This is a genomic window from Variovorax sp. J22R115, from assembly GCF_030317005.1.
Classification (GTDB): Bacteria; Pseudomonadota; Gammaproteobacteria; order Burkholderiales; family Burkholderiaceae_C; genus Variovorax.
This window is the reverse complement of the sequence record NZ_JASZYM010000039.1, coordinates 1-24355: the sequence shown is the minus strand read 5'-3', so window position 1 is coordinate 24355 and position 24355 is coordinate 1. Positions and strand designations below refer to the sequence as shown.

Sequence of the window (24355 nt, the reverse complement as noted above, 5' to 3'; positions counted from 1 at the left end):
TCCATCACGGTGAAGCTGATCAACCCGATCGCGATGGAAGAAGGCCTGCGCTTCGCCATCCGTGAAGGCGGCCGCACCGTCGGTTCGGGCGTCGTGGCCAAGATCCTCGACGTCTAAATTAAGGATCGCGAAGGGGTATAGCTCAATTGGCAGAGCGTCGGTCTCCAAAACCGAAGGTTGTAGGTTCGATTCCTACTGCCCCTGCCACCTAGGTGGCCCCCGAAACAAGCCCGTCATGTCCTGACGGGCTTCGGCGTCTCAAGCGACATATTGAATTGAAGGCTGCAAGGCCCCAGGAATAAAGCCCAAGATGGCCACTTCTCAAATCGAAACCGTGAGCACCAGTGCGGACAAGGCCAAGTTGGCCGTGGCCGTTGTGCTGGCGGTCGGCGCCATCGTGGCGTTCTATCTGCTTGCGCGCCAAGGTGCGATCGTGCAGTGGATCGCCTTGCTCGTCGGTCTGGCCGCGGCCGTGGGTGCATTTGCGAGTTCGGAGAGTGGTCGCCAACTGTGGGCCTTTGGCCGTGACGCGTGGCGCGAGGTCAAGAAGGTTGTCTGGCCGACGCGCAAGGAAGCGATCCAGATGACGGCTTATGTGTTTGCCTTCGTGGCCATCATGTCGATCTTCCTTTGGCTCACCGACAAGACGCTCGAATGGGTGTTTTTCGACCTCATTCTGGGCTGGAGAAAATAATGACTGACGACGCTGTCGAAGCCACGCCGGAAAGCACGTCTGTGCTGGCCGCGCCCGCTCATCCCGATCTTCGCTGGTATGTGGTGCACGCGTACTCCGGCATGGAAAAGGCCGTGGAGCGCAACATCACCGAGCGCATTGCCCGCGCCGGCATGCAGGAGAAGTTCGGCCGCATCCTGGTTCCGACCGAAGAAGTGGTCGAGATCAAGAACGGCCAGAAGCGGACGACCGAGCGCCGCTTCTTCCCCGGTTACGTCCTGGTCGAGATGATCATGGACGACGAAAGCTGGCACCTGGTGAAGCACACCAACAAAGTGACCGGCTTCGTGGGAGGCGCGAAGAACCGTCCGGCCCCGATCTCCCAGAAGGAAGTCGAGGACATCGTCAGCCAGATGCAACAGGGCACCGAGAAGCCACGCCACAAGGTGGAGTTCATCGTCGGCGAATTCGTGCGCGTCAAGGAAGGTCCGTTCACCGACTTCAATGGCACGGTCGAGGAAGTCAACTACGAGAAGAGCAAGGTGCGTGTGTCGGTCATGATTTTCGGCCGCGCCACGCCTGTCGAACTCGAGTTCAGCCAGGTCGAGAAGACCTGAGCCTCCGGTCGAAAGACCGGAACCATTCCGGCTGCGCGTTGTCCGACTCGGCGCGCGGCCCTGATCAAAGAGTCGTTTAACCCCGGGGAGCCGCGGCCCAGTGCCAAGGCGATATCACCCGCAAGGAGCAAAGCATGGCGAAAAAAATCGTCGGCTTCATCAAGCTGCAAGTGCCAGCTGGTAAGGCCAACCCGTCACCGCCCATCGGTCCCGCACTGGGCCAGCGCGGTTTGAACATCATGGAATTCTGCAAGGCGTTCAACGCGCAGACCCAAGGCGTAGAGCCGGGCCTGCCGCTGCCGGTGGTCATCACCGCGTTCGCCGACAAGAGCTTCACCTTCATCATCAAGACGCCGCCGGCGATCACCTTGATCAAGAAGGCCATCAAGCTCGAGAAGGGTTCCGCTCGTCCGCACACCGACAAGGTCGGCAAGATCACGCGCGCACAGCTCGAAGAGATCGCCAAGACCAAGATGAAGGATCTGACGGCTGCCGACCTGGACGCCGCGGTTCGCACCATCGCCGGCTCTGCCCGTTCGATGGGCGTGAATGTGGAGGGCGTGTAATGGCCAAGATCACCAAGAAACAAAAGGCCCTCGTGGGCAAGGTCGACAGCAACAAGCTGTACCCGTTCGCTGACGCCATCGGCATCATCAAGGAAGCCGCTACCGCGAAGTTCGACGAGTCGATCGACGTGGCCGTGCAACTCGGCATCGATGCGAAGAAGTCCGATCAAGTCGTGCGCGGCGCCGTTGTGCTGCCCAACGGCACCGGCAAGACAAAGCGCGTAGCGGTGTTTGCGCAAGGCGCCAAGGCTGAAGAAGCCAAGGCCGCTGGCGCCGACATCGTCGGCATGGACGATCTGGCAGCGATGGTGAAGGCTGGCGACATGCCTTTCGACGTTGTGATCGCCGCACCGGACGCGATGCGCGTCGTCGGTACGCTCGGTCAGATCCTCGGCCCGCGCGGCTTGATGCCCAACCCGAAGGTCGGGACGGTGACGCCCGACGTCGCGACCGCCGTCAAGAATGCCAAGGCAGGCCAGGTGCAGTTCCGCGTCGACAAGGCAGGCATCGTGCACGGCACGATCGGCCGCCGTTCGTTCGACAACGACAAGCTGCAGGGCAACCTTGCCGCACTGATCGAAGCGCTGGTCAAGGCCAAGCCGGCTACGAGCAAGGGTGTGTACCTGCGCAAGATCGCCGTGTCGTCGACGATGGGTCTGGGTGTCCGCGTGGACACGCAAACCATCGCTTCGCAAGGCTGATGTGCATGAAGGGTCTCGCTGCGGCGAGGTCCTGAGAATTTGCCCTGTTGCCGGTCAATCGGCAGCGGGGCAATGTGGTGGGTCGAGGCGGCGTCAAGCTGCCCCGGGCCATCCAAGACCGCTGGCGTGCAGTGAGTGCTGTACTTAATCGCTCCACGTTCCGTGAGGCAACCAGCGCAGATGGCGATCCCGCTGCAAAGGAATTCGTTTCCGAAACAGTTGGTCGCTGCATGAAGCGCGCTCCGAGGCCCAGGCCGAGGGCGCATTAAAAGGAGTAGACCTTGAGTCTGAATCGCAGTGAGAAAGAAGCGGTCATCAGTGATGTGACCAGCCTCGCCGCAAAAGCTCAAACGCTCGTGATGGCGGAATACCGTGGCATCACGGTGGCCGATATGACCAAACTGCGCAACGATGCGCGCAGCAAGGGTGTGAGCCTCAGCGTGTTGAAGAACACGCTGGCACGCCGTGCTGTCGCTGGTAGCGCGTTTGAGATCGTCGGCGACCAGATGACCGGTCCGCTGATCTATGGCTTCTCCGAAGACGCTGTGGCTGCCGCGAAGGTGGTGGCCGATTTCGCGAAGACCAACGACAAGTTGGTGATTCGCGGCGGCGCATTCGGTGGCAAGGCCCTGGACGTCGACGGTGTGAAGCAATTGGCCAGCATCCCTTCGAAGGAAGTGTTGTTGGCACAACTGCTGGGCTTGATGCAATCCCCGATCTCGCGCACGGCCCGTGTTCTGGCCGCGCTTGCCGAGAAGCGTGGTGGTGGCGATGCACCGGCCGAAGCTCCGGCCGAAGCGCAAGCTGCTTGAGCCTTGCGTTTGAAATATTCAACCCAATTGTTAGGAAATCAAAATGGCATTCGATAAAGACGCATTTCTGACCGCGCTCGACAGCATGACGGTCCTGGAACTCAACGACCTGGTGAAAGCCATCGAAGAGAAGTTCGGCGTGAGCGCCGCAGCCATGTCGGCCCCGGCCGCCGGTGGTGGCGCTGCCGCCGCTGTCGTCGAAGAAAAGACCGAGTTCAACGTTGTCCTGCTCGACGCAGGCGCGAACAAGGTGTCGGCGATCAAGGCCGTGCGCGAAATCACCGGCCTGGGCCTCAAGGAAGCCAAGGACCTGGTGGAAGCCGCTCCCAAGGCTGTCAAGGAAGGCCTGCCGAAGGCAGACGCCGAAGCAGCCAAGAAGAAGCTGGAAGACGCTGGCGCCAAGGTGGAACTGAAGTAATTCAGTCTCCCTTGAGGGCTGGAGTGTGCCGAAAGGCCCTCCAGCCTTTGCCGCTTTCAGAGCGCACCCAAAAACCGGCTTGAAAAAGCAACCCAAGACGGTTTTTGAGTGTCTTCTGACCCCGACTGCAGAAGACCCCCTTGGTTCGGGCGATGTGCAACGCATCGCCGTCCGCCAGGGCTGGTAGTGGCCAGCCGCCAAGGAGAGTGGTGCTCAGGCACCTCACCACGTCGCTGAAGATCTCAAGCTCCGGAGCTCTCATGGCCCAAACGTCCACGTACAGTTATACCGAACGCAAGCGCATCCGAAAGAATTTCGGCAATCGCGACAGCGTCGTCGAAATCCCCTACCTCCTGCAGATGCAGAAAGACGCGTACACCGCGTTCCTGCAAGCCGGCATCCCGCCCCAGAAACGCACTGTGGAAGGCCTGCAGGCTGCGTTCGACGCGGCGTTCCCGATCGTCTCGCACAACGGTTTTGTCGAGATGAAGTTTCTCGAATACAACCTGGCGAAGCCGGCTTTCGACGTCCGCGAATGCCAGACCCGCGGCCTGACCTTCGCCTCGGCCGTGCGTGCCAAGGTCCAGCTGATCATCTATGACCGCGAGTCGTCGACGTCGCAGTCGAAGGTGGTCAAGGAAGTGAAGGAGCAAGAGGTCTACATGGGCGAAGTTCCGCTCATGACCGAAAAGGGCTCATTCATCATCAACGGCACCGAGCGCGTCATCGTGTCGCAGTTGCATCGTTCGCCGGGCGTGTTCTTCGAACACGACAAGGGCAAGACGCACAGCTCGGGCAAGTTGCTGTTCTCGGCCCGCGTGATTCCCTACCGCGGTTCGTGGCTCGACTTCGAGTTCGACCCGAAGGACATGCTGTACTTCCGCGTCGACCGTCGCCGCAAGATGCCGGTCACGATCCTGCTGAAGGCCATCGGCCTGAACCCGGAATCGATCCTCGCGAACTTCTTCGTGAACGACAACTTCCGCCTGATGGACAGCGGCGCGCAGATGGAGTTCGTCTCCGAACGCCTGCGCGGTGAAGTCGCACGCTTCGACATCACCGACAAGTCCGGCAAGGTCGTGGTTGCCAAGGACAAGCGCGTCACCGCCCGCCACACGCGTGAACTCGAGCAGTCGGGCACCACGCACATCAGCGTGCCGGAGGACTTCCTGGTAGGCCGCGTCATCGCCCGCAACATCGTCGACCCCGACTCGGGCGAAATCCTGGCCAAGGCCAACGACGAGTTGACGGAAGCGCTGCTGAAAAAGCTGCGCACCGCCGGCGTGCAGGACGTGCAAGCGATCTACACCAACGAACTCGACCAAGGCGCCTACATCTCGCAGACGCTGCGCATCGACGAAACGGTGGACGAATTCGCCGCGCGCGTGGCCATCTATCGCATGATGCGCCCCGGCGAGCCGCCGACGGAAGACGCAGTGCAGGCTCTGTTCCAGCGCCTGTTCTACAACCCGGACACTTACGACCTGTCCCGTGTCGGCCGCATGAAGTTCAACGCCAAGGTCGGCCGCGACGAGTCGACCGGCCCGATGGTGCTGACCAATGAGGACATCCTGGCCGTGGTCAAGATCCTCGTGGACCTGCGCAATGGCCGCGGCGAAGTCGACGACATCGATCACCTGGGCAACCGCCGCGTGCGTTGCGTCGGCGAACTGGCCGAGAACCAGTACCGCACCGGTCTCGCGCGCATCGAGAAGGCTGTGAAGGAACGTCTGGGTCAAGCGGAACAAGAGCCGCTGATGCCGCACGACCTGATCAACAGCAAGCCGATCTCGGCCGCACTGAAGGAATTCTTCGGCGCCTCGCAGCTGTCGCAGTTCATGGACCAGACCAACCCGCTGTCCGAGATCACGCACAAGCGTCGCGTCTCGGCCCTCGGCCCGGGCGGCCTGACCCGCGAACGCGCTGGCTTCGAAGTGCGCGACGTGCACGTGACCCACTACGGCCGCGTGTGCCCGATCGAAACGCCTGAAGGCCCGAACATCGGCCTGATCAACTCGCTGGCCCTGTACGCCCGCCTGAACGAATACGGCTTCATCGAAACGCCGTACCGTCGCGTGGTGGACGGCAAGGTCACGATGGACATCGACTACCTGTCGGCCATCGAAGAAGGCAAGTACGTCATCGCGCAGGCCAACGCTGCGCTGGACAAGGACGGCAAGCTGACCGGCGACCTGGTCTCGGCCCGCGAAACCGGTGAATCGATCCTGGTGAGTGCCGAACGCGTGCAGTACATGGACGTGTCGCCCGCGCAAATCGTGTCGGTGGCTGCTTCGCTCGTGCCCTTCCTGGAGCACGACGATGCGAACCGCGCGCTGATGGGCGCCAACATGCAGCGTCAGGCCGTGCCTGTGTTGCGTCCTGAAAAGCCATTCGTCGGTACCGGCATCGAGCGCGTCTCCGCGGTCGACTCGGGCACCGTCGTGACCGCGACCCGCGGCGGTATCGTGGACTACGTCGACGCGACCCGCATCGTGGTGCGCGTGAACGACGCCGAAGCGGCAGCCGGTGAAGTCGGCGTGGACATCTACAACCTGATCAAGTATCAGCGTTCGAACCAGAACACGAACATCCACCAGCGTCCGATCGTCAAGCGCGGCGACAAGATCGCCAAGGGCGACGTGGTCGCCGACGGCGCGTCGACCGACCTGGGCGAGCTCGCGCTTGGCCAGAACATGCTGATCGCGTTCATGCCCTGGAACGGCTACAACTTCGAAGACTCGATCCTGATCAGCGAGCGCGTGGTCGCCGAAGACCGCTACACCTCGATCCACATCGAGGAACTGGTGGTGATGGCTCGTGACACCAAGCTGGGTGCCGAAGAAATCACGCGTGACATCCCGAACCTGGCAGAGCAACAACTCAACCGCCTGGACGAATCCGGGATCATCTACGTCGGCGCCGAAGTGCAGCCGGGCGACACGCTGGTGGGCAAGGTCACGCCGAAGGGCGAGACCACGCTGACGCCGGAAGAGAAGCTGCTGCGCGCAATCTTCGGCGAGAAAGCTTCCGACGTGAAGGACACCTCGCTGCGCGTCGACCAGGGCTCGCAGGGCACCGTGATCGACGTGCAGGTGTTCACCCGCGAAGGCATCACGCGCGACAAGCGCGCCCAGCAGATCATCGACGACGAGCTGAAGCGCTTCCGCCTCGACCTGAACGACCAGCTTCGCATCGTCGAAGCCGACGCGTTCGACCGGATCGAGAAGCTGCTGACCGGCAAGGTCGCCAACGGCGGCCCGAACAAGCTGGCCAAGGGCACCAAGCTCGACAAGGCCTACCTCTCGTCGATCGAGAAGTTCCACTGGTTCGACATCCGCCCGGCGGAAGACGAAGTCGCGGCGCAACTCGAGTCGATCAAGAACTCGCTTGAGCAGACGCGTCACAGCTTCGACCTCGCCTTCGAGGAAAAGCGCAAGAAGCTCACGCAAGGCGACGAGCTGCCCGCGGGCGTGCTGAAGATGGTCAAGGTCTACCTGGCCGTCAAGCGCCGCCTGCAACCCGGCGACAAGATGGCTGGTCGTCACGGCAACAAGGGTGTGGTGTCCAAGATCGTTCCGGTCGAAGACATGCCCCATATGGCCGACGGCACGCCGTGCGACATCTGCCTGAACCCGCTGGGCGTGCCCTCGCGGATGAACGTGGGTCAGGTGCTGGAAGTGCATCTGGGCTGGGCCGGCAAGGGCATCGGCCAGCGCATCGGCGACATGCTGCAGGCGGAGGCCAAGGTGGCCGAACTGCGCAAGTTCATGGACACCCTCTACAACGGCTCCGGCCGCAAGGAAGACCTCAGCAAGCTGAGCGATGCCGACGTGCTCGAAATGGCGGACAACCTGTCGCAGGGCGTGCCCTTCGCGACGCCGGTGTTCGACGGTGCCTCGGAAGAGGAAATCCGCGGCATGCTGAAGCTCGCCTATCCGGACGACATCGCCAAGCTGAAGGGCCTGACCCAAACCCGCACCCAGGCGTATCTGTACGACGGCCGCACGGGCGACCAGTTCGAGCGCCCGGTCACCGTCGGCTACATGCACTTCTTGAAGCTGCACCATTTGGTGGACGACAAGATGCACGCACGTTCGACCGGCCCGTACTCGCTCGTCACGCAGCAGCCACTGGGCGGCAAGGCGCAGTTCGGCGGCCAGCGTTTCGGGGAAATGGAAGTGTGGGCGCTCGAAGCCTACGGCGCTGCCTACGTCCTGCAGGAAATGCTGACGGTGAAATCCGACGACGTGCAAGGCCGTACCAAGGTGTACGAAAGCATCGTCAAGGGCGAACACTCCATCGAAGCCGGCATGCCGGAATCGTTCAATGTGCTGGTCAAGGAAATCCGTTCCCTGGGCCTGGACATCGAACTCGAACGCTCATAAGCAAACAAGGAAAGAGTCACATGAAGTCATTACTCGACCTGTTCAAGCAATTTACGCCCGATGAGCATTTCGATGCCATCCGCATCGGCATGGCTTCGCCCGAGAAGATCCGTTCGTGGTCTTTTGGCGAAGTGAAGAAGCCCGAGACCATCAACTACCGGACCTTCAAGCCCGAGCGCGATGGCCTGTTCTGCGCCAAGATCTTCGGCCCGATCAAGGACTACGAGTGCCTGTGCGGCAAGTACAAGCGCCTGAAGCACCGCGGCGTGATCTGCGAGAAGTGCGGCGTTGAAGTCACGCAGACCAAGGTGCGTCGCGAACGCATGGGTCACATCGACCTGGCCGCGCCCTGCGCCCACATCTGGTTCCTGAAGTCGCTCCCGTCGCGCCTGGGCCTCGTGCTCGACATGACGCTGCGCGACATCGAACGCGTGCTGTACTTCGAAGCCTACGTGATCACCGACCCCGGCATGACCCCGCTGAAGAAGTTCGGCATCATGTCCGAGGACGACTACGACGCGAAGCGCAAGGAATACGGCGATGAGTTCATCGCCAAGATGGGCGCCGAAGGCATCAAGGACTTGCTGGAAGGCATCGAGCTCGACAGCGAGATCGAAAAGCTGCGCGGCGACTTGACCGGTTCCGAAGTCAAGGTCAAGAAGAACTCCAAGCGCCTGAAGGTGCTGGAAGCTTTCCGCAAGTCCGGCATCAAGCCCAACTGGATGGTGCTCGAAGTTCTGCCCGTGCTGCCCCCGGACCTGCGTCCGCTGGTGCCGCTGGACGGTGGCCGCTTCGCGACCTCCGATCTGAACGACCTGTATCGCCGCGTCATCAACCGCAACAGCCGCCTGCGCCGCCTGCTCGAACTGAAGGCGCCGGAAATCATCGCGCGCAACGAGAAGCGGATGCTCCAGGAAGCGGTCGATTCGCTGCTGGACAACGGCCGTCGCGGCAAGGCCATGACGGGCGCCAACAAGCGCGCGCTCAAGTCGCTGGCCGACATGATCAAGGGCAAGAGCGGTCGTTTCCGTCAGAACCTGCTGGGCAAGCGCGTCGACTACTCGGGCCGTTCGGTCATCGTGGTGGGCCCGACGCTCAAGCTGCACCAGTGCGGCCTGCCGAAGCTGATGGCGCTCGAACTGTTCAAGCCATTCATCTTCTCGCGCCTCGAAGCCATGGGCATCGCGACCACCATCAAGGCCGCGAAGAAGGAAGTCGAATCCGGTACGCCGGTGGTGTGGGACATCCTTGAAGAAGTGATCAAGGAACACCCGGTGATGCTGAACCGCGCACCGACGCTGCACCGCTTGGGCATCCAGGCCTTCGAACCCATCCTGATCGAAGGCAAGGCGATCCAGCTGCATCCGCTCGTCTGCGCGGCTTTCAACGCCGACTTCGACGGCGACCAGATGGCCGTCCACGTGCCGCTGTCGGTGGAAGCGCAGATGGAAGCCCGCACGCTGATGCTGGCCTCCAACAACGTGCTGTTCCCGGCTTCGGGCGAACCGTCGATCGTTCCTTCGCAGGACGTGGTGCTGGGTCTGTACTACACGACCCGCGACCGCATCAACGCCAAGGGCGAGGGCCTGATCTTCTCCGACATCGGTGAAGTCCAGCGCGCGCTCGACGCCAGCGTGGTCGAGCTCACCGCGAAGATCGCCGTGCGCATCACCGAGTACACCAAGGACAAGGAAACGGGCGAGTTCACGCCGTCGACCTCGCTGGTGGACACGACCGTGGGCCGTGCACTGCTGTCCGAGATCCTGCCGAAGGGCCTGCCGTTCGCGAACATCAACAAGGCGCTGAAGAAGAAGGAAATCTCCAAGCTCATCAACGTCTCGTTCCGCAAGTGCGGCCTGAAAGAGACCGTTGTGTTCGCCGACAAGCTGCTGCAGAACGGCTTCCGCCTGGCGACCAAGGCCGGCATCTCGATCGCCATCGACGACATGCTCGTGCCGGCCGAGAAGCACGGCATCATCGAGCGTTCCGCCAAGGAAGTGAAAGAGATCGAACAGCAGTACGTCTCGGGTCTGGTCACCTCCGGCGAGCGCTACAACAAGGTGGTCGACATCTGGGGCAAGGCCGGCGACGAAGTGTCGAAGGTCATGATGGCCAAGCTCTCCAAGGAGAAGGCCACCGATCGCCACGGCAAGGAAGTGGAGCAAGAGTCGTTCAACTCCATCTACATGATGGCCGACTCCGGCGCTCGCGGTTCCGCCGCGCAGATCCGCCAGGTCGCCGGTATGCGGGGCCTGATGGCCAAGCCCGACGGCTCGATCATCGAGACGCCCATCACGGCGAACTTCCGCGAAGGCCTGAACGTGTTGGAGTACTTCATCTCCACCCACGGTGCCCGTAAGGGTCTGGCCGACACGGCGCTGAAGACCGCGAACTCCGGCTATCTGACGCGTCGTCTGGTCGATGTGACGCAGGATCTGGTCGTGATCGAGCAGGATTGCGGCACCCACGACGGCGCGGCGATGCGCGCCATCGTGGAAGGCGGTGAAGTGATCGAATCGCTGCGCGAGCGCATCCTGGGCCGTACCGCGGCCGAGGACGTCCTGCATCCGGAAACGCGTGCAGTGCTGGCGAAGGCGGGCGACATGCTCGACGAGGACGTGATCGAGGCGCTCGAAGCCGAAGGCGTCGACGAGGTCAAGGTTCGCACGGCGCTGACCTGCGCGACCCGCTTCGGCATCTGCGCCAAGTGCTACGGCCGCGACCTCGGCCGCGGCGGCCTGGTCAACAACGGCGAAGCGGTCGGCGTGATCGCGGCGCAGTCGATCGGCGAACCCGGCACGCAGCTGACGATGCGGACCTTCCACATCGGTGGTGCGGCGTCGCGTGCGGCAGTGGCCTCGAGCGTCGAAGCCAAGTCCAACGGCGTGATCGGCTTCAACGCCACGATGCGCTATGTGACCAACAGCAAGAACGATCTGGTCGTGATCGCACGCTCTGGCGAGATCATCATCCATGATGAACACGGCCGTGAGCGCGAACGCCACAAGGTGCCGTACGGCGCCATCCTGGCGGTGAAGGCCGATCAGCAGATCAAGGCGGGCCACGTGCTGGCCAACTGGGATCCGCTGACGCGCCCGATCATCACGGAATTCGCCGGTCAGACGAAGTTCGAGAACGTCGAGGAAGGCCTCACGGTTGCCAAGCAGGTGGACGAAGTCACCGGCCTGTCGACCCTGGTCGTGATCGACCCGAAGCGCCGCGGCGCTGCCAAGGTCGTGCGTCCGCAAGTGAAGCTGATCGACGCCTCCGGCGCCGAGGTCAAGATCCCCGGCACCGACCACTCGGTGACCATCGGCTTCCCGATCGGCGCACTGGTCCAGGTGCGTGACGGCCAGGACGTGGGCCCCGGTGAAGTGCTGGCGCGTATTCCGGTCGAAGGCCAGAAGACCCGCGACATTACCGGCGGTCTGCCGCGCGTGGCCGAGCTGTTCGAGGCGCGTTCGCCGAAGGACAAGGGCATGCTGGCCGAGATGACCGGTACCGTGTCGTTCGGCAAGGAGACCAAGGGCAAGATCCGCCTGCAGATCACCGATCCGGAAGGCAAGGTCTGGGAAGACCTCGTGCCGAAGGAAAAGAACATCCTGGTGCACGAAGGCCAGGTGGTGAACAAGGGCGAAAGCGTGGTCGACGGTCCGGCAGACCCGCAGGACATCCTGCGCCTGCTGGGTTCGGAAGAACTCGCGCGCTACATCGTGGACGAAGTGCAGGACGTTTACCGCTTGCAAGGCGTGAAGATCAACGACAAGCACATCGAGGTGATCGTTCGCCAGATGCTGCGCCGTGTCGTGGTCGAGAACGTCGGCGATACCAACTACATCGCCGGTGAACAGGTCGAACGCAGCGAGATGCTCAACACCAACGACGCCCTGCGCGCCGACGGCAAGATCCCCGCGACGTTCACCAACCTGCTGCTCGGTATCACGAAGGCATCGCTCTCGACCGACAGCTTCATCAGCGCCGCATCGTTCCAGGAAACGACGCGCGTGCTGACCGAAGCCGCGATCATGGGCAAGCGCGACGAGCTTCGTGGCCTGAAGGAAAACGTCATCGTCGGCCGCCTGATCCCCGCAGGCACCGGCATGGCCTATCACCAGGCCCGCAAGGTCAAGGACGCCATGGACGAAGCCGAGCGGCGCGCGATCGCCGAAGCGGAAGCGGCCGAACTGTCCGGTGCCAGCGCCTCAACCGACGACGCGACCACGGTCGATGCCAGCGAAGGCGCTGCGACCGAATAACTGGTTAGCATCACCGGCAATGACCGGTATCCAGCGCCCCCCTTCCGCTCGCGGATCGGGGGCGTTTTTCTTCCTGGAGCAAGAGTGAGCGGTATGCCCGAATCCTTGCCTTACTGGATCGCCGGCGCCCTTGCACTCTTTTGGTTTGTGGGCGCTTACAACCGGCTCATGCGTCTGCGAACGGCCGCATTGCAAGCCTATGCCGCGCTCGATGCCGCCTTGGTGCGACAGCTCGAGTTCGTTCACGCGCGCGTCGCCGAGGCCGAGACGCCGGCTGCGCCGCAGCCGCCGTCGGGCGCCTCGCTTGACGCCGCGGCCAGCCAGCTCTCGATCCTGCTGGCGAAGACGCGCCTACGACCGCTCGATCCAGCAGGCATTGCCGCGCTTGGCACGGCGATGCACGTCCTCCTCGGAGCCTGGCAGCGCATGCATCCCGATGCAGTCGTCAGCTTCGAGGCCGACGGGACCCTGTCTCGTCCCGCTCCACTCGATGGCAAGGACGAGCCGTTCGATGGTGTGGCCCCGATTGCTTGGCCCGAGCCTTCCGCGGCAGCGGAAATCGCCCGCAGCCAATTCAACCTTGCCGTCGCCCAGTACAACGCGGCGATCACCCAGTTCCCGGCCTTGCTGGTGGCGTGGATCATGCAGCTCCGACTGGCGGCCCCGTTGCACTGACCCCGGCGCATGCGCGGTCACCGCGTTCCCGCCATTACCATCGACCCAAGTTGCCAGATTCTTCAGACTCCATTCCAGTTTCGCCCGGTTCGCCCGGTTCGCCGCCTCTTTGGCGCCAGTTGCAGCTCACCGCCGCAGCGCTTGCCTCGATTCGCAGCGGCGTGTCGGGCTCCGTCGCCTTCGAAGCGGTCGATCCGCACCTGCGCCCCGGCGTGCAGGCGCTCGGTTTCCAGGTGCTGCGCTGGCTCGGCCGCGCCGAAGCGCTGCGCCGTCAACTCGCCAAGCGCACGCCGCCGCCCGCTGCCGACGCGCTGCTCTGCACCGCCCTCGCATTGGCGTGGGACGCCGAGCGCTCGCCCTACGAGCCCTTCACCCTGGTCGACCAGGCCGTCGAGGCCGCCAAGCGCAATCCGGGAACCCGCGCCCAGGCGAGCTTTATCAACGCCTGCCTGCGGCGCTTCCTGCGCGAGCGCGATGAACTCGTCACCGCCACCGAGCGCGAGCCGGTCGCGCAATGGAATCACCCGCGCTGGTGGATCGAGCGCCTCAAGCGCGAGCATCCGCGCGATTGGCAGCGCGTGCTGGCGGCCGACAACACGCAAGCGCCGATGACGCTTCGCGTCAACGTGCGGAAGACCGATGTCGCGTCTTTCCGGCGTGCCCTGGAGGCGGCCAGCCTTCAGGCAGTGCCTGTCGGCGCCACCGGGCTGCAGATGACGCGCGCGCGCCCGGTCCAGCAGCTCCCGGGCTTCCTCGACGGCGAGTTTTCGGTGCAGGATGCCGCGGCGCAACTCGCCGCCCCCTTGCTCCTCGACGGCCTTCGCGCGCAAGGACCATCGCCTATGCGGGTGCTCGACGCGTGCGCGGCGCCAGGCGGCAAGACGGCCCATCTGCTCGAATTCGCGGCCCCCGCGGCGATCGAAGTCACGGCGCTGGAAGTCGACGCCGTTCGCAGCCGGCGCATCGACGAGACCCTGTCACGGCTCGGAATGAGCGCCAAAGTCGTCGTTGCCGATGCCTCGCGCCCGGCGCAGTGGTGGGATGGCGTGCCCTTCGACGCCATCCTGCTCGACGCCCCGTGCACCGCTTCGGGCATCGTCCGCCGGCACCCTGACGTTCGGTGGCTGCGCCGGGAAAGCGACATCGAACAGCTGGCGCTCCAGCAGGCGATGCTGCTCGCGTCACTCTGGCCGCTTGTCCGACCGGGCGGCCGGCTGCTCTATTGCACCTGTTCGGTGTTTAAGGAGGAAGGTGCGCACCAGATCGAGGCGTTCCTTGCACACAACACCGATGCCCGTTTGCTGCCTTCGCCGGGCCATTTGCTACCCCAAAGCGGGGTGAATGCCCGTGGCGTCCCGGACAATCCGTTGGGTGATCACGACGGTTTCTTCTACGCGCTGCTCGAGAAGCTCTAGCTCTGACCAACCCGGTCCGGCTTGGCGGGCCGTGTTGATGATGCTTGTCGGGCTCCTGGCGTGCCTCCCCGGATGGGCAGCTGCCGACCCCCACGGGGCGGCGGTGACGCAGATGCGTCTCGAGCAGGCGGACGACGGCGTCTATCTCACCGCGCAGGTCCAGTTCGAGTTGCCGCCCTCGATCGAGGAGGTGCTCGAAAAGGGCATCGCCATCTATTTCGTGGCCGAGGCCGAGCTTTACCGGGAACGCTGGTACTGGACCGATCTCAAAGTGGCACAGGCGACCCGGCACATGCGGCTCGCGTACCAGCCTCTCAGCCGCCGATGGCGGCTCAACGTGTCCCCCGTGCCCATTACCAACGCAGGCTTTGGCGTATCGCTGAACCAGAACTTCGACACCCTGGCTGACGCCCTTGACGGCGTGCGCCGGGTGGGGCGGATGCGCCTCGGCGACGCCGCCGAGATCGGGGACGAAGGCGCCCATCCCGTGACCTTCCGCTTCAGGCTCGATACCTCCCAGCTTCCGCGCCCCTTCCAAATCAGCGCCTTCGGCCAATCGGACTGGAATATCTCCATCGAGAAGAGTGCCCGGCTGGCGCTGGAGAAGGCCAAGTGAGCACGGATTCGCGCGGTGGCAACCGGCCGCCGCAGGCGGTGCGGCGCTCCCGTGCCCGCCGCTGGGCCATCGGCGCCGGCGCAGCGCTGGTGACGGCCATCGGCCTCGTGCTCATGTTCCTGCTGGCGCAGGCCACCAACAACCGCGCCTTCTACGAGCGCAACTACGCGCGCCTCTTCGGCATCAACGTCATCGTCGCGGTGGTGCTGGTACTTGTCATCGGATGGGTGGCGTTCAGGCTCCTGCGACGTCTGCGCCAGGGCAAGTTCGGCAGTCGCCTGCTGATCAAGCTGGCCGCCATCTTTGCCCTGGTCGGCGTGGTGCCCGGCGTGCTGGTGTACGTCGTGTCGTATCAGTTTGTCGCCCGGTCGATCGAAAGCTGGTTCGACGTCAAGGTCGAGGGCGCGCTCGATGCCGGCCTCAACCTCGGCCGTGCCACCCTGGATTCGCTGTCGGAAGACCTGATGAACAAGACCAAGGCGGCCAGCGGCCAACTGGCCAACGTCTCGGACGCAGGTGCCGGCCTGGTGCTGGAGCGCATCCGCGACCAGATCGGTGCCACCGACGTCGTCCTTTGGACAGGCAACGGACAGCTCGTGGCTGGCGCGGGCCTGTCGCGCTTCCAGCTCAACCCGGAACGACCTTCGCCACAGCAACTTCGGCAAGTACGGGCCGATCGCGCCGTCGCGCATATAGAAGGACTCGACGAAACGCCCGCCCCGGGTGCCGCCGCGCCGCCTCCGGCCAACGTCCGGGCGCTTGCGCTGGTTCAGCGACAAGGCTTCGAATTCAACACCGAACCGCGCTTCCTCCAAGTTACGCAGCCGCTGCCACCCGCGGTCGTGGCGAACGCGCTCGCCGTCCAGGAGGCCAATCGCGAATACCAGGAACGCGCGCTCGCCCGCGAAGGGCTGCGCCGGATGTACATCGGTACGCTCACGCTGACGCTGTTCCTGGCGGTGTTCGGCGCCGTGCTGCTGGCCGTGCTGTTCGGCAACCAGCTCGCGCGGCCGCTGCTGGTGCTGGCCGACGGTGTGCGACAGGTGGCGGGTGGGGACCTGCGGCCCACGGCCGTGCTGCAGGGCAAGGACGAACTCGGTGGTCTCACGCGCTCTTTTGCCGTCATGACCCAGCAACTGGCGGATGCGCGCGGCGCGGTCGAAAAGACCATGGGCGAGCTCGACGCGGCCCGGTCCCATCTCCAGACCATTCTCGACAACCTGACTTCGGGCGTGATCGTGCTCGACACCCGCGGCGTCATCCACTCGACCAATCCGGGCGCGACGCGCGTGCTGCGCGCGCCGCTGGCCGCCTTCGAAGGCCAGCCGCTGGCCGACGTGCCCGGACTGGGTGAATTCGCGCAGAACGTGCAACAGCAATTCGAGGACTTTGAGGTCGAGCGCATGCAGCATGGGCTCGACCATTGGCAGCATGCCTTCGAGCTGCACGCCGAAGGCGACGCCATGGACCAGGACGCCATCAACATCGTGGCGCGCGGGGCCGAACTGCCCGACTCGGCCAGGCTCCTGGTGTTCGATGACATCTCGGAGATCGTGTCCGCCCAGCGCGCGCAGGCCTGGGGCGAAGTGGCGCGCCGCCTTGCCCACGAGATCAAGAATCCGCTGACGCCCATCCAGTTGTCGGCGGAGCGCCTCGAGATGAAGCTCTCGGGCAAAGTCGCTTCGACCGAGCAGGCGATCCTCACCAAATCCGTCAAGACCATCGTCGATCAGGTCGATGCCATGAAGCGGCTGGTGAATGAATTCCGCGACTATGCGCGCCTGCCCGCCGCCGAACTGAAACCGGTCGACCTGAACGCGCTCGTGACCGATGTTCTGCACCTTTATCCGCCCGACCACCACCCGAGCGTCGCGCTGCGTTTCGAGCTGGACGAGCGGTGCCGGCCCATTCGCGCCGATGCCCAGCAGATCCGCCAGGTCATTCACAACCTGTTGCAAAACGCCCAGGATGCGGCAGAGGTGACGGCGCATCGCTCCGGACAGCAGGGCGAAGTCGTGATCCGCACGCGGCTGTCGGATTCGGGCCAGCGCGTGCGCCTCACCGTGCAGGACAGCGGAACCGGCTTTGCCGAGCACATCCTCAAGCGCGCCTTCGAGCCCTACGTCACGACCAAGTCCAAGGGCACCGGGCTGGGCCTGGCGGTCGTCAAGAAAATCGCCGACGAGCACGGCGCGCGAATCGAACTTTCCAATCGCATCGTCGATGGGGCTGTGGCTGGGGCACAAGTCTCGTTATCATTCGCGCTTGCAGCTGAGCCGCAGGGAGCAGTCGCTCACATAGAAGATTCGAAGTCATCCGTCACCTGAAGCCCCCGTTGGGCGAGGCGATGGGCCGGCAAACGGACCTCTCACTCCATACAAGACACACGGCGCACAACTAGCAAAAATGGCAAACATCCTCGTGGTCGACGACGAGCTGGGTATTCGAGACCTGCTCTTCGAAATTCTCAATGACGAAGGCCACAACGTGGAACTCGCCGAGAACGCAGCCGAAGCGCGCGCCGCTCGACAGCGTGCCCGTCCTGACCTGGTCCTCCTCGACATCTGGATGCCCGACACCGACGGCGTGACGCTGCTCAAGGAGTGGTCCGCAGCGGGCCTCCTGAGCATGCCGGTCGTCATGATGAGTGGCCACGCCACGATCGATACGGCGGTGGACGCCACACGTATCGGTGCCTTCGCATTTCTCGAAAAGCCCATCACCTTGCAGAAGCTGCTGAAGGCCGTCGAGCAGGGCCTTGCACGCGAAAGCGCACGCCGTGCCGCGGCCAGCGTTGTGCCGCCCGCGAGCAGCTTTGCCGCGGTGGTCACGACGGTGGGCGACAGCGCGTTGGTGCCTGCTGTGCCACCGTTGCCGGCGGCGGACCTGGGACCACAGTCCACGCAGAGCTTCGACCTGGACCGCCCGCTGCGCGATGCGCGCGACGGTTTCGAAAAGGCCTACTTCGAATTCCACCTCGCCATGGAGAACGGCTCCATGACGCGCGTCGCCGAGAAGACCGGCCTCGAACGCACCCATCTTTATCGGAAATTGAAGCAACTCGGCGTCGATCTTTCGAGAGGTCGTAGAAGCGCTGTATAATCTAAGGCTGCACACCAAGGCCCGGTAGCTCAGTTGGTAGAGCAGCGGATTGAAAATCCGCGTGTCGGTGGTTCGATTCCGCCCCAGGCCACCATCTTTCAGTCTAAGGTAGCGTTCAGACGTCTATCTTAGGAACGAAGCCCTAAGGAAATCAAGTACTTAGGGCTTTTTTGTGTCTAGCGCCAGCTACTCGAGACTTGTTCAAGCTCGCAGTGGCGGGGGGTAATTTTCGGGGGTAGCGGCTTTTCCCCCTGCGTTTCTGCAATTTTTTACCCCCCGTTCTTAGGGATCGGGCCTCCTTCGGCGCCGATTCATGACTATTGGTGTGGCCGGCCGCATAGCCAACCAAAGTGCACCGCAGCCCGCAGGCTAGATTCCCTCAACCTCACCACCATGCGCCGCCAGCCAAAACTTGCGCAGTTCGTAGTCCGGCATGGCGCGCTCGACGCGGCGCCAGTATTCCGGCGTGTGATGCGGCTCGTGCAGATGCGCCATTTCATGCACCACGACGTACTCCGCGATGCGCGCGGGCAGCAGGATGGTCTTCCAGTGAAAGTACAGCCAGTCCGCCTTGCCACATGAGCCCCAGCGATAACCAAGGTCCTGCACCCTGATGCCGGCCGGGGCGACCTCCATGCGCGCCGCGTAGTCCTCCACCTTGGCGGAGAGCCAGGGCTGTGCGCGCTCGCGATACCAGCGGATCAGATGCTCGCGGCCATCACGCGCCAGCGCGGTCGGCATGACGAAGCGCCCCCCGACGAGCTTGACCGCTGCATCGGCCTCCTTCACCAATCGCAGACGGTAGCTGCGACCCAGGTAGAGAAACCCCTCCCCGTCGGTGAAGGTCTTGCGTGGCGCCTCGTGCCCGAGCGCATCCTGCCGGGCCAGTTGCTTGTAGACCCACATGCGCTTGCGCAAGACGAAGTCGCGCAGCCTTGCGTCATCCACCGCAGGCGGCGCGGCAAGGATCAGATCCCCGCTGCGGTCCACCGTGATCTCCAGCGAGCGCCGCGCGCTGCTGCGGCGAACCTCGAAGCGAAGATCGTTGACGACGAGGTTGCTCATCGCTTGCTGAGCCGATCATGGTTGGCGCGCGCCAGCTCCATCAACTTATCGACCAGCGCCTCGATCTGCGGCGTCGGCAACAAGCGGGAATGCATCAGCAACTCGAAGATGCGGCTGGCCAGCGCATCCTGCGCCGGCTGGCGGTTCGGCTTCCAGAAGTTGGGCGTGAGTTCCGCGACGATGGTGTCCACCACTTCGACGGTCAAGTCGGCCAGCTTCGTCTGCTCGGCGGGCGTGATGGCGCGGTCCCCTGCGGCGGCGTCCACTATCAGCCGCAGGAAAGGGCCGTACTGCTCGGGCATATCGGGCAACCGGTCGTCGTGGGCGACCTGCCCAGCCCGAATGTCGTTCACCAGCCCCTGCAGGGCGGCACTGAGTTCGTCCCAATGCTCGCCGAGCTTGGTCAACAGGTCGCGCAGGCGCTCGCTCAATTTGCGGTAGGCCACGGGGTCCTGGTCAGCGTTCTCGCGGATGTGGGCCCGGATGGCGTGTTCCATCTCGGACGCCTTGGCGCGATCGTTCGGCTCGCGCGCCACCTTGTCGCCGAAGTCGGCATCGGTCAGCGATACCGGGGGGATCTTGGGGTCCACGCCCATCGACACCACGTGGTCGTCGATGAGCTTGCGCACCTTGGCCCCCACGTCCTTGCCAAGCACCGGGGTGTCGCGGTAGCGGTTACGCCTCGGGCATAGATGAAGGCCAGCAGCTTCGCGTCGGGCGCGAAGGGCAATCCCTCCGGTCGGGGCAGCACCACGTCCAGCGTATCGAGGAACTGCTTGAGCTTGACCGCGAACTCGGCGCGCAACCGCTCGTCGCTCAGCACCTCGACGCAGGCTTCGTGATCGGCCAAGCTTTCCACGCCCCGACGGCGGAACAGATCAACCACCCGCAGGTGGCGGTCGCGCAGCACAGGGATTTCGTCCTTGAGGCTTTGCAGGGCCCCGTCGATGTCCTCGTCGGCGTAGACCGCCAGCGACTGCTTCAGGTGGTGCGCCAGCCCGAAGTAATCCACCACGATGCCGAACTTCTTGCCGAAACCGGTGCGATTCACCCGCGCGATGGTCTGCAGCAGCTCCGCTTCGCGAATCGGCCGGTCGAGGTACATGACCCCCTCGACCGGGGCATCGAAGCCGGTCAGCAGCATCGACTTTACGATCAAGAAGGCCAGCGGATCCGACTTGGTCGAATCTGCGTGCAGCAGAGGGCGCTTGAAGCGCTTGATGCGCTGTTCTTGGGCGGCACTATCGGTCCACTGCCTCCATGCCGGATCGTCGTTGTTGCTGCCGGAGATGATGGGGGCGAACTCCAGCGCCTTAAGGAGGTCGCGGTAGCGCCAAGCCTTCACCTGCGCCTGAACGGCGGGCGGGCGCCGGCACAGCGCTTCCTCATTCAGCCCCTTGTCCTCAGGGCTCAGGGCTTCGGCCTGCGCCAGCAGCTCGTCACGGGCCAGCATGAAGGCGTCGAGGTATCTGACCACAGCGAGCCGGCTGTAGGCCACCACCTGGGCCTTGAAGCCGTTCGGCAGGATGTTGGTCACGTAGTGGCGCAGCATGTCTCGCGCCTTATCGGCGACGAGCGCTGGCGCCTCGAAAATCTGCCCCTTGGTCGCGTACTTCTGCCGGATGGCTTCGAGTTCTTCAGGGGTGTGCTCGCGGAACAGGTCCTCGAAGAGCTCGTCCGTGGGGCATCACCGTAGCGAGCTGGCCGCCCTCCTTCAGCACGGACACCATATGCTGCAGGAACATCAGGTCGGCCTTTTTAGCCCCGAGCGGCACTTCCCCGTAACGAAAACGCTCAGCACGGAATTTCGGCGCCCAGACGGCCTGACCGGCGCGGTCGGTGTCGCTGGTGCCCCAGTTGATGGAGAACGGCGGATTGGAGAGCACGCGATCGAAGCGCATGAGTTCGCCACCTTCGACGTGCTGCGGCTCGGCCAAGGTGTCCTCGTTGCGCAGGTCGGCGGTGCTGATGCCGTGCAGCAGCATGTTCATCTTGGCGATGGACCAGACGGTGCCGTTGGCTTCCTGCCCGTAGAGTTCGGCGCGGTTGCCGTCCTGGCCATGCTCGTCGATGTACTCCTTGGCCAGGATCAACATGCCTCCGGACCCGACGCAAGGGTCGTATACGCTGTGCTGCTGCTCGGGCTTGACCAGCCGCACCATCATGCGAACGACGGAACGTGGCGTGTAGAACTCCCCACCCTTCTTTCCGGCCGAATCGGCGAACTCGCCGATCAGGTACTCGTACGCGGCGCCCAGCAGGTCGGGGAACTCGAAATCCTCGTTGCGCAGCCTGTAGATGCTGAAGTGGCTGATGAGCTGGCGCAGCTTGATGTCGGGGATCTTGCTCTGACCCACCTTGCGCGAAAAGTCGATGTGCTCCAGCACCTCGGCCAGGCTGGAGTTGTTGCTCTCCAAGCCGCCGAGCGCGCGGTTGAGGAAGCCGCCTACGTCGTTGTGTGCTTCATTGACCAGGTATTGCCAGCGAGAGTTGGGCGGCACGTAAAAAGACTGACCGTACCAGCGCCTGAGCTCCGCGCTTTCTCGGGCTTCCGCTTCGGTCTTGCAGGCAGCCAGTTCGCGCTGCACCACCTCTTCGCGGCGCTGGTCGAACACGTCCGAGCAGCGTTTGAGGAACAGCATGCCGAAGATGTATTCCTTGAACTCGGACGCATCCATCTTGCCGCGCAAGATGTCGGCAGCTTTGAAAAGGTGGCGTTCGAGTTGTGGAAGGGTCAGTGGCATGGGAGGCGTGGTTTCTCCCGCGAAAGTGGATCAGCGCGGGGCAGTAGGTGCCGGCGATCATAGCGAGGCGCGCTGACCCGCCGGACGCACGCCGGGGCCGTAATCGCAGCCGATAGCATCCTCTCGCTGAACGAATGATTGACACCCCGCGGGGCGTGCAAATATGCGCGCCTTTTCGTGAAATTGTTCCAGTGCAAATCGTCGGAAGAATGGTTTCATGCGCACCGTCGGATCCCTCATGGCGCCGCGTCAGAGGTCGCGGGTTCGGCGGACTGTTCGAACCAAAGAAAAACCATGAAGACTCGATCCATCGCTTTCGTCGTCGTTGCTGCAGTCGCGACTGCAATCTTGGCCGGCTGTGCGAGTTCGAGTTCGGGCCCGGTCCCGATCGGACCGGATACGTACATGCTGGCGAAGCCGGGGGACTTTTTCACCACCTCCGGCGGCACGGTCAAGGCGGATCTCTATCGCGAGGCCGGGGCTTTTTGCTTGAAGCAAAACAGGCAACTCATGCCCGTAAGCACGAGTTCCGCGGATGCGGGTATTGCGAAGTACGCCAGCGCTGAAATCCAATTTCGATGCCTCGTGGCTGGTGACCGGGACCTCAAGCGTCCGACGATGGAAGCTTCTCCAGACATCCGGATTGAAATGAAGCGCGAGTAGCACGACCCGCATGGACCGGGCGTGGCCCGACGCAGGCCGATTGACCGCAAGCTGCAAGCGCTGCCATCGTCCGAATGCCACATCGTGCTCCGCCATCAGATCCCGACCACCATATGACTTCACACCCAACCATGTCGCGCGCGCGTGCCACCTTCGACAACGCGATTGAAGACGCGGTGTCGCTGCTCCAACAGTTTGACGCTGTGCACAAGGACCAATCGAAGCTGGGCGATGTTCTTAAGCGCGCAAGCCTCGTGATGGCGCTGACGGCGTGGGAAACCTTTGTGGAAGATCGCATCGCAGAGGCAATGCATGCGCGCTTGAAGGCGGTCAACGGAAGCCCCATTGGCAAGTTCGTGAGCGGGAAACTGCAAGATGAACTCAAGCGCTTCCACAACCCGAACTCCGAAAAGACCCGGAAGCTCTTCCTGGACTACCTCGAAATCGACGTGGTCTCCGGATGGAAATGGCAGCATTTCGAGCCGCCCGTCGCTCGCAAGACGCTCGACGAGTTGATCGCCAAGCGCGGCGATGCGGTTCACCGATCCAAGCTGGTGACCGGCGGTCCACCCGCGCCGAGCCTGATCAAGCGCGACGACTTGGAGAAGGCGATCCGCTTTCTTCGCGGCCTGGTCGAAGCAACCGACAGAACACTGCTTGACGTGTAGTTCACCGCGGACCGCGGGCGGCTCGAAGGGACAGACGGCGCCCACCGCCGTAAATCGGCGTGTCTGGACGAAGTTGTTGAAGCCGTGGCAAGGCGGATACTGACGAGGCCATGCAGAAGAGAAATGATGAGCGCACAGAACTGCGCGACGATGGCCCCGAAAGCACTGGACGAAATGGCTGCCGCGGAAGGTGGCGATTTGGCAGATGCTATCCGCGCAGGTCCATGCAATCCATGTAGATTTCGATCGCGCCCGCTGCAGCGCCTTCGCTTGCACGAAGGCGAAGCTTGATGCGCTCGCACGCGCCGAACCCCTACCGAGGTCCTCTGCGCCCTGTTGGCCCGATTTGGACGAAGTTGCCGAGGCCAAAGTAGAGACGCGATGGACCCCCGTCCCAACTACGCCTTCTCGAATCCAATAGCGGGCACATCGGCATCGTTGGAGATGAAGATTCGCGAACACCGGTGTTGCCGAGACCAACTTCTCCAACAGGTCCGCTCTCAAGTCAGTTCTTCACAACGCTGGCCATCGGCAAACCGAATTGGCGCCGTTCGGCCTCGGTCAACTCGCGGCCCACCTTCTTGGCCACTTCTGGCGCCATCCCCTCGGTCAAGCAGCACTCCGGGCAATCCCACAGCCGAGCAGTCTTGTCAAAGCTTGTGGTCAGCACCGTCTTGCCGTCGGCGGAAAACTGCGCGCTGGTGACCTGGTACTCATGCCCTCGCAACGCACGCAGCTCCTTGCCGCTGGCCACATCCCACAGGCGCGCGGTCTTGTCTTCGCTTGCGGTCAGCACCGTCTTGCCGTCGGCGGAAAACTGCGCGCTGGTGACCTCGCCCTCATGCCCTCGCAACGCACGCAGCTCCTGGCCGCTGGCCACATCCCACAGCCGCGCCGTCTTGTCCCAGCTTGCGGTCAGCACCGTCTTGCCGTCGGCGGAAAACTGCGCGCTGATGACTACGTCCTCATGCCCGCGCAA

At 63.5% G+C, this 24355-nt stretch carries 20 protein-coding genes, 2 tRNA genes and 1 pseudogene; 18 read left to right on the top strand and 5 right to left on the bottom strand.

Annotated features, from left to right (window positions below; all coding sequences use genetic code 11):
• From QTI04_RS33650 to QTI04_RS33575, 16 genes and pseudogenes are all read left to right on the top strand, one after another.
• A pseudogene (locus tag QTI04_RS33650) lies at positions 1 to 117 on the top strand (elongation factor Tu); the annotation flags it as partial.
• Between the two features lie 14 nt (positions 118 to 131).
• Positions 132 to 207: transfer RNA gene (locus QTI04_RS33645), tRNA-Trp, on the top strand.
• A gap of 103 nt (positions 208 to 310) precedes the next feature.
• Positions 311 to 694, top strand: a complete 384-nt coding sequence (secE, locus tag QTI04_RS33640; RefSeq protein WP_286605263.1) for a preprotein translocase subunit SecE — start codon at positions 311 to 313, stop codon at positions 692 to 694.
• Positions 694 to 1290 (top strand): transcription termination/antitermination protein NusG, encoded by a 597-nt coding sequence (nusG, locus tag QTI04_RS33635; RefSeq protein ID WP_286605262.1) that lies wholly within the window; start codon positions 694 to 696, stop codon positions 1288 to 1290. Before secE ends, nusG begins: the two co-directional genes overlap by 1 nt.
• 134 nt (positions 1291 to 1424) lie before the next feature.
• The gene (gene rplK / locus QTI04_RS33630; protein WP_028252759.1) at positions 1425 to 1856 is read left to right on the top strand and encodes a 50S ribosomal protein L11; all 432 of its coding nucleotides are present in this window, start codon (positions 1425 to 1427) and stop codon (positions 1854 to 1856) included.
• Positions 1856 to 2557, top strand: coding sequence for a 50S ribosomal protein L1 (gene rplA, locus QTI04_RS33625; RefSeq protein ID WP_286605260.1), 702 nt, complete (start codon positions 1856 to 1858; stop codon positions 2555 to 2557). The genes rplK and rplA overlap by 1 nt, the downstream gene beginning before the upstream one ends.
• Before the next feature lie 281 nt (positions 2558 to 2838).
• Positions 2839 to 3369: a 50S ribosomal protein L10 gene (gene rplJ / locus QTI04_RS33620; RefSeq protein ID WP_286605259.1), complete on the top strand. Its 531-nt coding sequence runs from the start codon at positions 2839 to 2841 to the stop codon at positions 3367 to 3369.
• Positions 3370 to 3412: 43 nt separating this feature from the next.
• Entirely contained in the window at positions 3413 to 3787 is a 375-nt protein-coding gene (gene rplL, locus QTI04_RS33615; protein ID WP_286571675.1) for a 50S ribosomal protein L7/L12, read from the top strand.
• A 260-nt stretch (positions 3788 to 4047) separates the two neighbouring features.
• The gene (gene rpoB / locus QTI04_RS33610) at positions 4048 to 8172 is read left to right on the top strand and encodes a DNA-directed RNA polymerase subunit beta (RefSeq protein ID WP_286605258.1); all 4125 of its coding nucleotides are present in this window, start codon (positions 4048 to 4050) and stop codon (positions 8170 to 8172) included.
• A gap of 20 nt (positions 8173 to 8192) precedes the next feature.
• On the top strand, positions 8193 to 12428 hold the full coding sequence (gene rpoC / locus QTI04_RS33605; RefSeq protein ID WP_286605257.1) for a DNA-directed RNA polymerase subunit beta': 4236 nt from the start codon (positions 8193 to 8195) through the stop codon (positions 12426 to 12428).
• A gap of 93 nt (positions 12429 to 12521) precedes the next feature.
• Positions 12522 to 13103, top strand: a complete 582-nt coding sequence (locus QTI04_RS33600) for a lema family protein (protein ID WP_336621925.1) — start codon at positions 12522 to 12524, stop codon at positions 13101 to 13103.
• 50 nt (positions 13104 to 13153) lie between these two features.
• Complete coding sequence (gene rsmB / locus QTI04_RS33595; RefSeq protein ID WP_286619554.1) at positions 13154 to 14518, top strand: 16S rRNA (cytosine(967)-C(5))-methyltransferase RsmB; 1365 nt, start codon at positions 13154 to 13156, stop codon at positions 14516 to 14518.
• A gap of 37 nt (positions 14519 to 14555) precedes the next feature.
• Positions 14556 to 15134: a DUF4390 domain-containing protein gene (locus QTI04_RS33590; RefSeq protein ID WP_286605269.1), complete on the top strand. Its 579-nt coding sequence runs from the start codon at positions 14556 to 14558 to the stop codon at positions 15132 to 15134.
• Positions 15131 to 17461 (top strand): ATP-binding protein, encoded by a 2331-nt coding sequence (locus tag QTI04_RS33585; RefSeq protein WP_286619553.1) that lies wholly within the window; start codon positions 15131 to 15133, stop codon positions 17459 to 17461. The genes QTI04_RS33590 and QTI04_RS33585 overlap by 4 nt, the downstream gene beginning before the upstream one ends.
• A 79-nt stretch (positions 17462 to 17540) precedes the next feature.
• Positions 17541 to 18236, top strand: coding sequence for a response regulator (locus tag QTI04_RS33580; protein WP_286605252.1), 696 nt, complete (start codon positions 17541 to 17543; stop codon positions 18234 to 18236).
• 18 nt (positions 18237 to 18254) lie between these two features.
• Positions 18255 to 18330: transfer RNA gene (locus QTI04_RS33575), tRNA-Phe, on the top strand.
• Positions 18331 to 18605: 275 nt separating this feature from the next.
• Here the strand turns inward: QTI04_RS33575 and QTI04_RS33570 are convergent.
• The 4 genes from QTI04_RS33570 to QTI04_RS33555 form a co-directional block, all read right to left on the bottom strand.
• Entirely contained in the window at positions 18606 to 19301 is a 696-nt protein-coding gene (locus QTI04_RS33570) for a M48 family metallopeptidase (RefSeq protein ID WP_286619552.1), read from the bottom strand.
• On the bottom strand, positions 19298 to 19930 hold the full coding sequence (locus tag QTI04_RS33565; RefSeq protein ID WP_286619551.1) for a hypothetical protein: 633 nt from the start codon (positions 19928 to 19930) through the stop codon (positions 19298 to 19300). Before QTI04_RS33565 ends, QTI04_RS33570 begins: the two co-directional genes overlap by 4 nt.
• Positions 19861 to 20853, bottom strand: a complete 993-nt coding sequence (locus QTI04_RS33560) for a hypothetical protein (protein ID WP_286619550.1) — start codon at positions 20851 to 20853, stop codon at positions 19861 to 19863. Before QTI04_RS33560 ends, QTI04_RS33565 begins: the two co-directional genes overlap by 70 nt.
• 85 nt (positions 20854 to 20938) lie before the next feature.
• Positions 20939 to 22045 carry a class I SAM-dependent DNA methyltransferase gene (locus QTI04_RS33555; RefSeq protein WP_286619549.1) on the bottom strand — a complete coding sequence of 369 codons (1107 nt, stop codon included), beginning with the start codon at positions 22043 to 22045 and terminating at the stop codon, positions 20939 to 20941.
• Positions 22046 to 22339: 294 nt separating this feature from the next.
• On the opposite strand from QTI04_RS33555, the gene QTI04_RS33550 reads away from it, so the two are divergent.
• Both QTI04_RS33550 and QTI04_RS33545 read left to right on the top strand, forming a co-directional pair.
• Complete coding sequence (locus QTI04_RS33550) at positions 22340 to 22708, top strand: hypothetical protein (RefSeq protein WP_286619548.1); 369 nt, start codon at positions 22340 to 22342, stop codon at positions 22706 to 22708.
• Positions 22709 to 22821: 113 nt separating this feature from the next.
• A complete protein-coding gene (locus tag QTI04_RS33545; RefSeq protein WP_286619547.1) occupies positions 22822 to 23376 on the top strand; it encodes a HEPN domain-containing protein in 555 nt (184 codons plus the stop codon).
• 505 nt (positions 23377 to 23881) lie between these two features.
• On the opposite strand, the gene QTI04_RS33540 is transcribed toward QTI04_RS33545, so the two are convergent.
• A partial coding sequence (locus tag QTI04_RS33540; RefSeq protein WP_369292815.1) for a WD40 repeat domain-containing protein occupies positions 23882 to 24355 on the bottom strand: 474 nt, incomplete at its 5' end.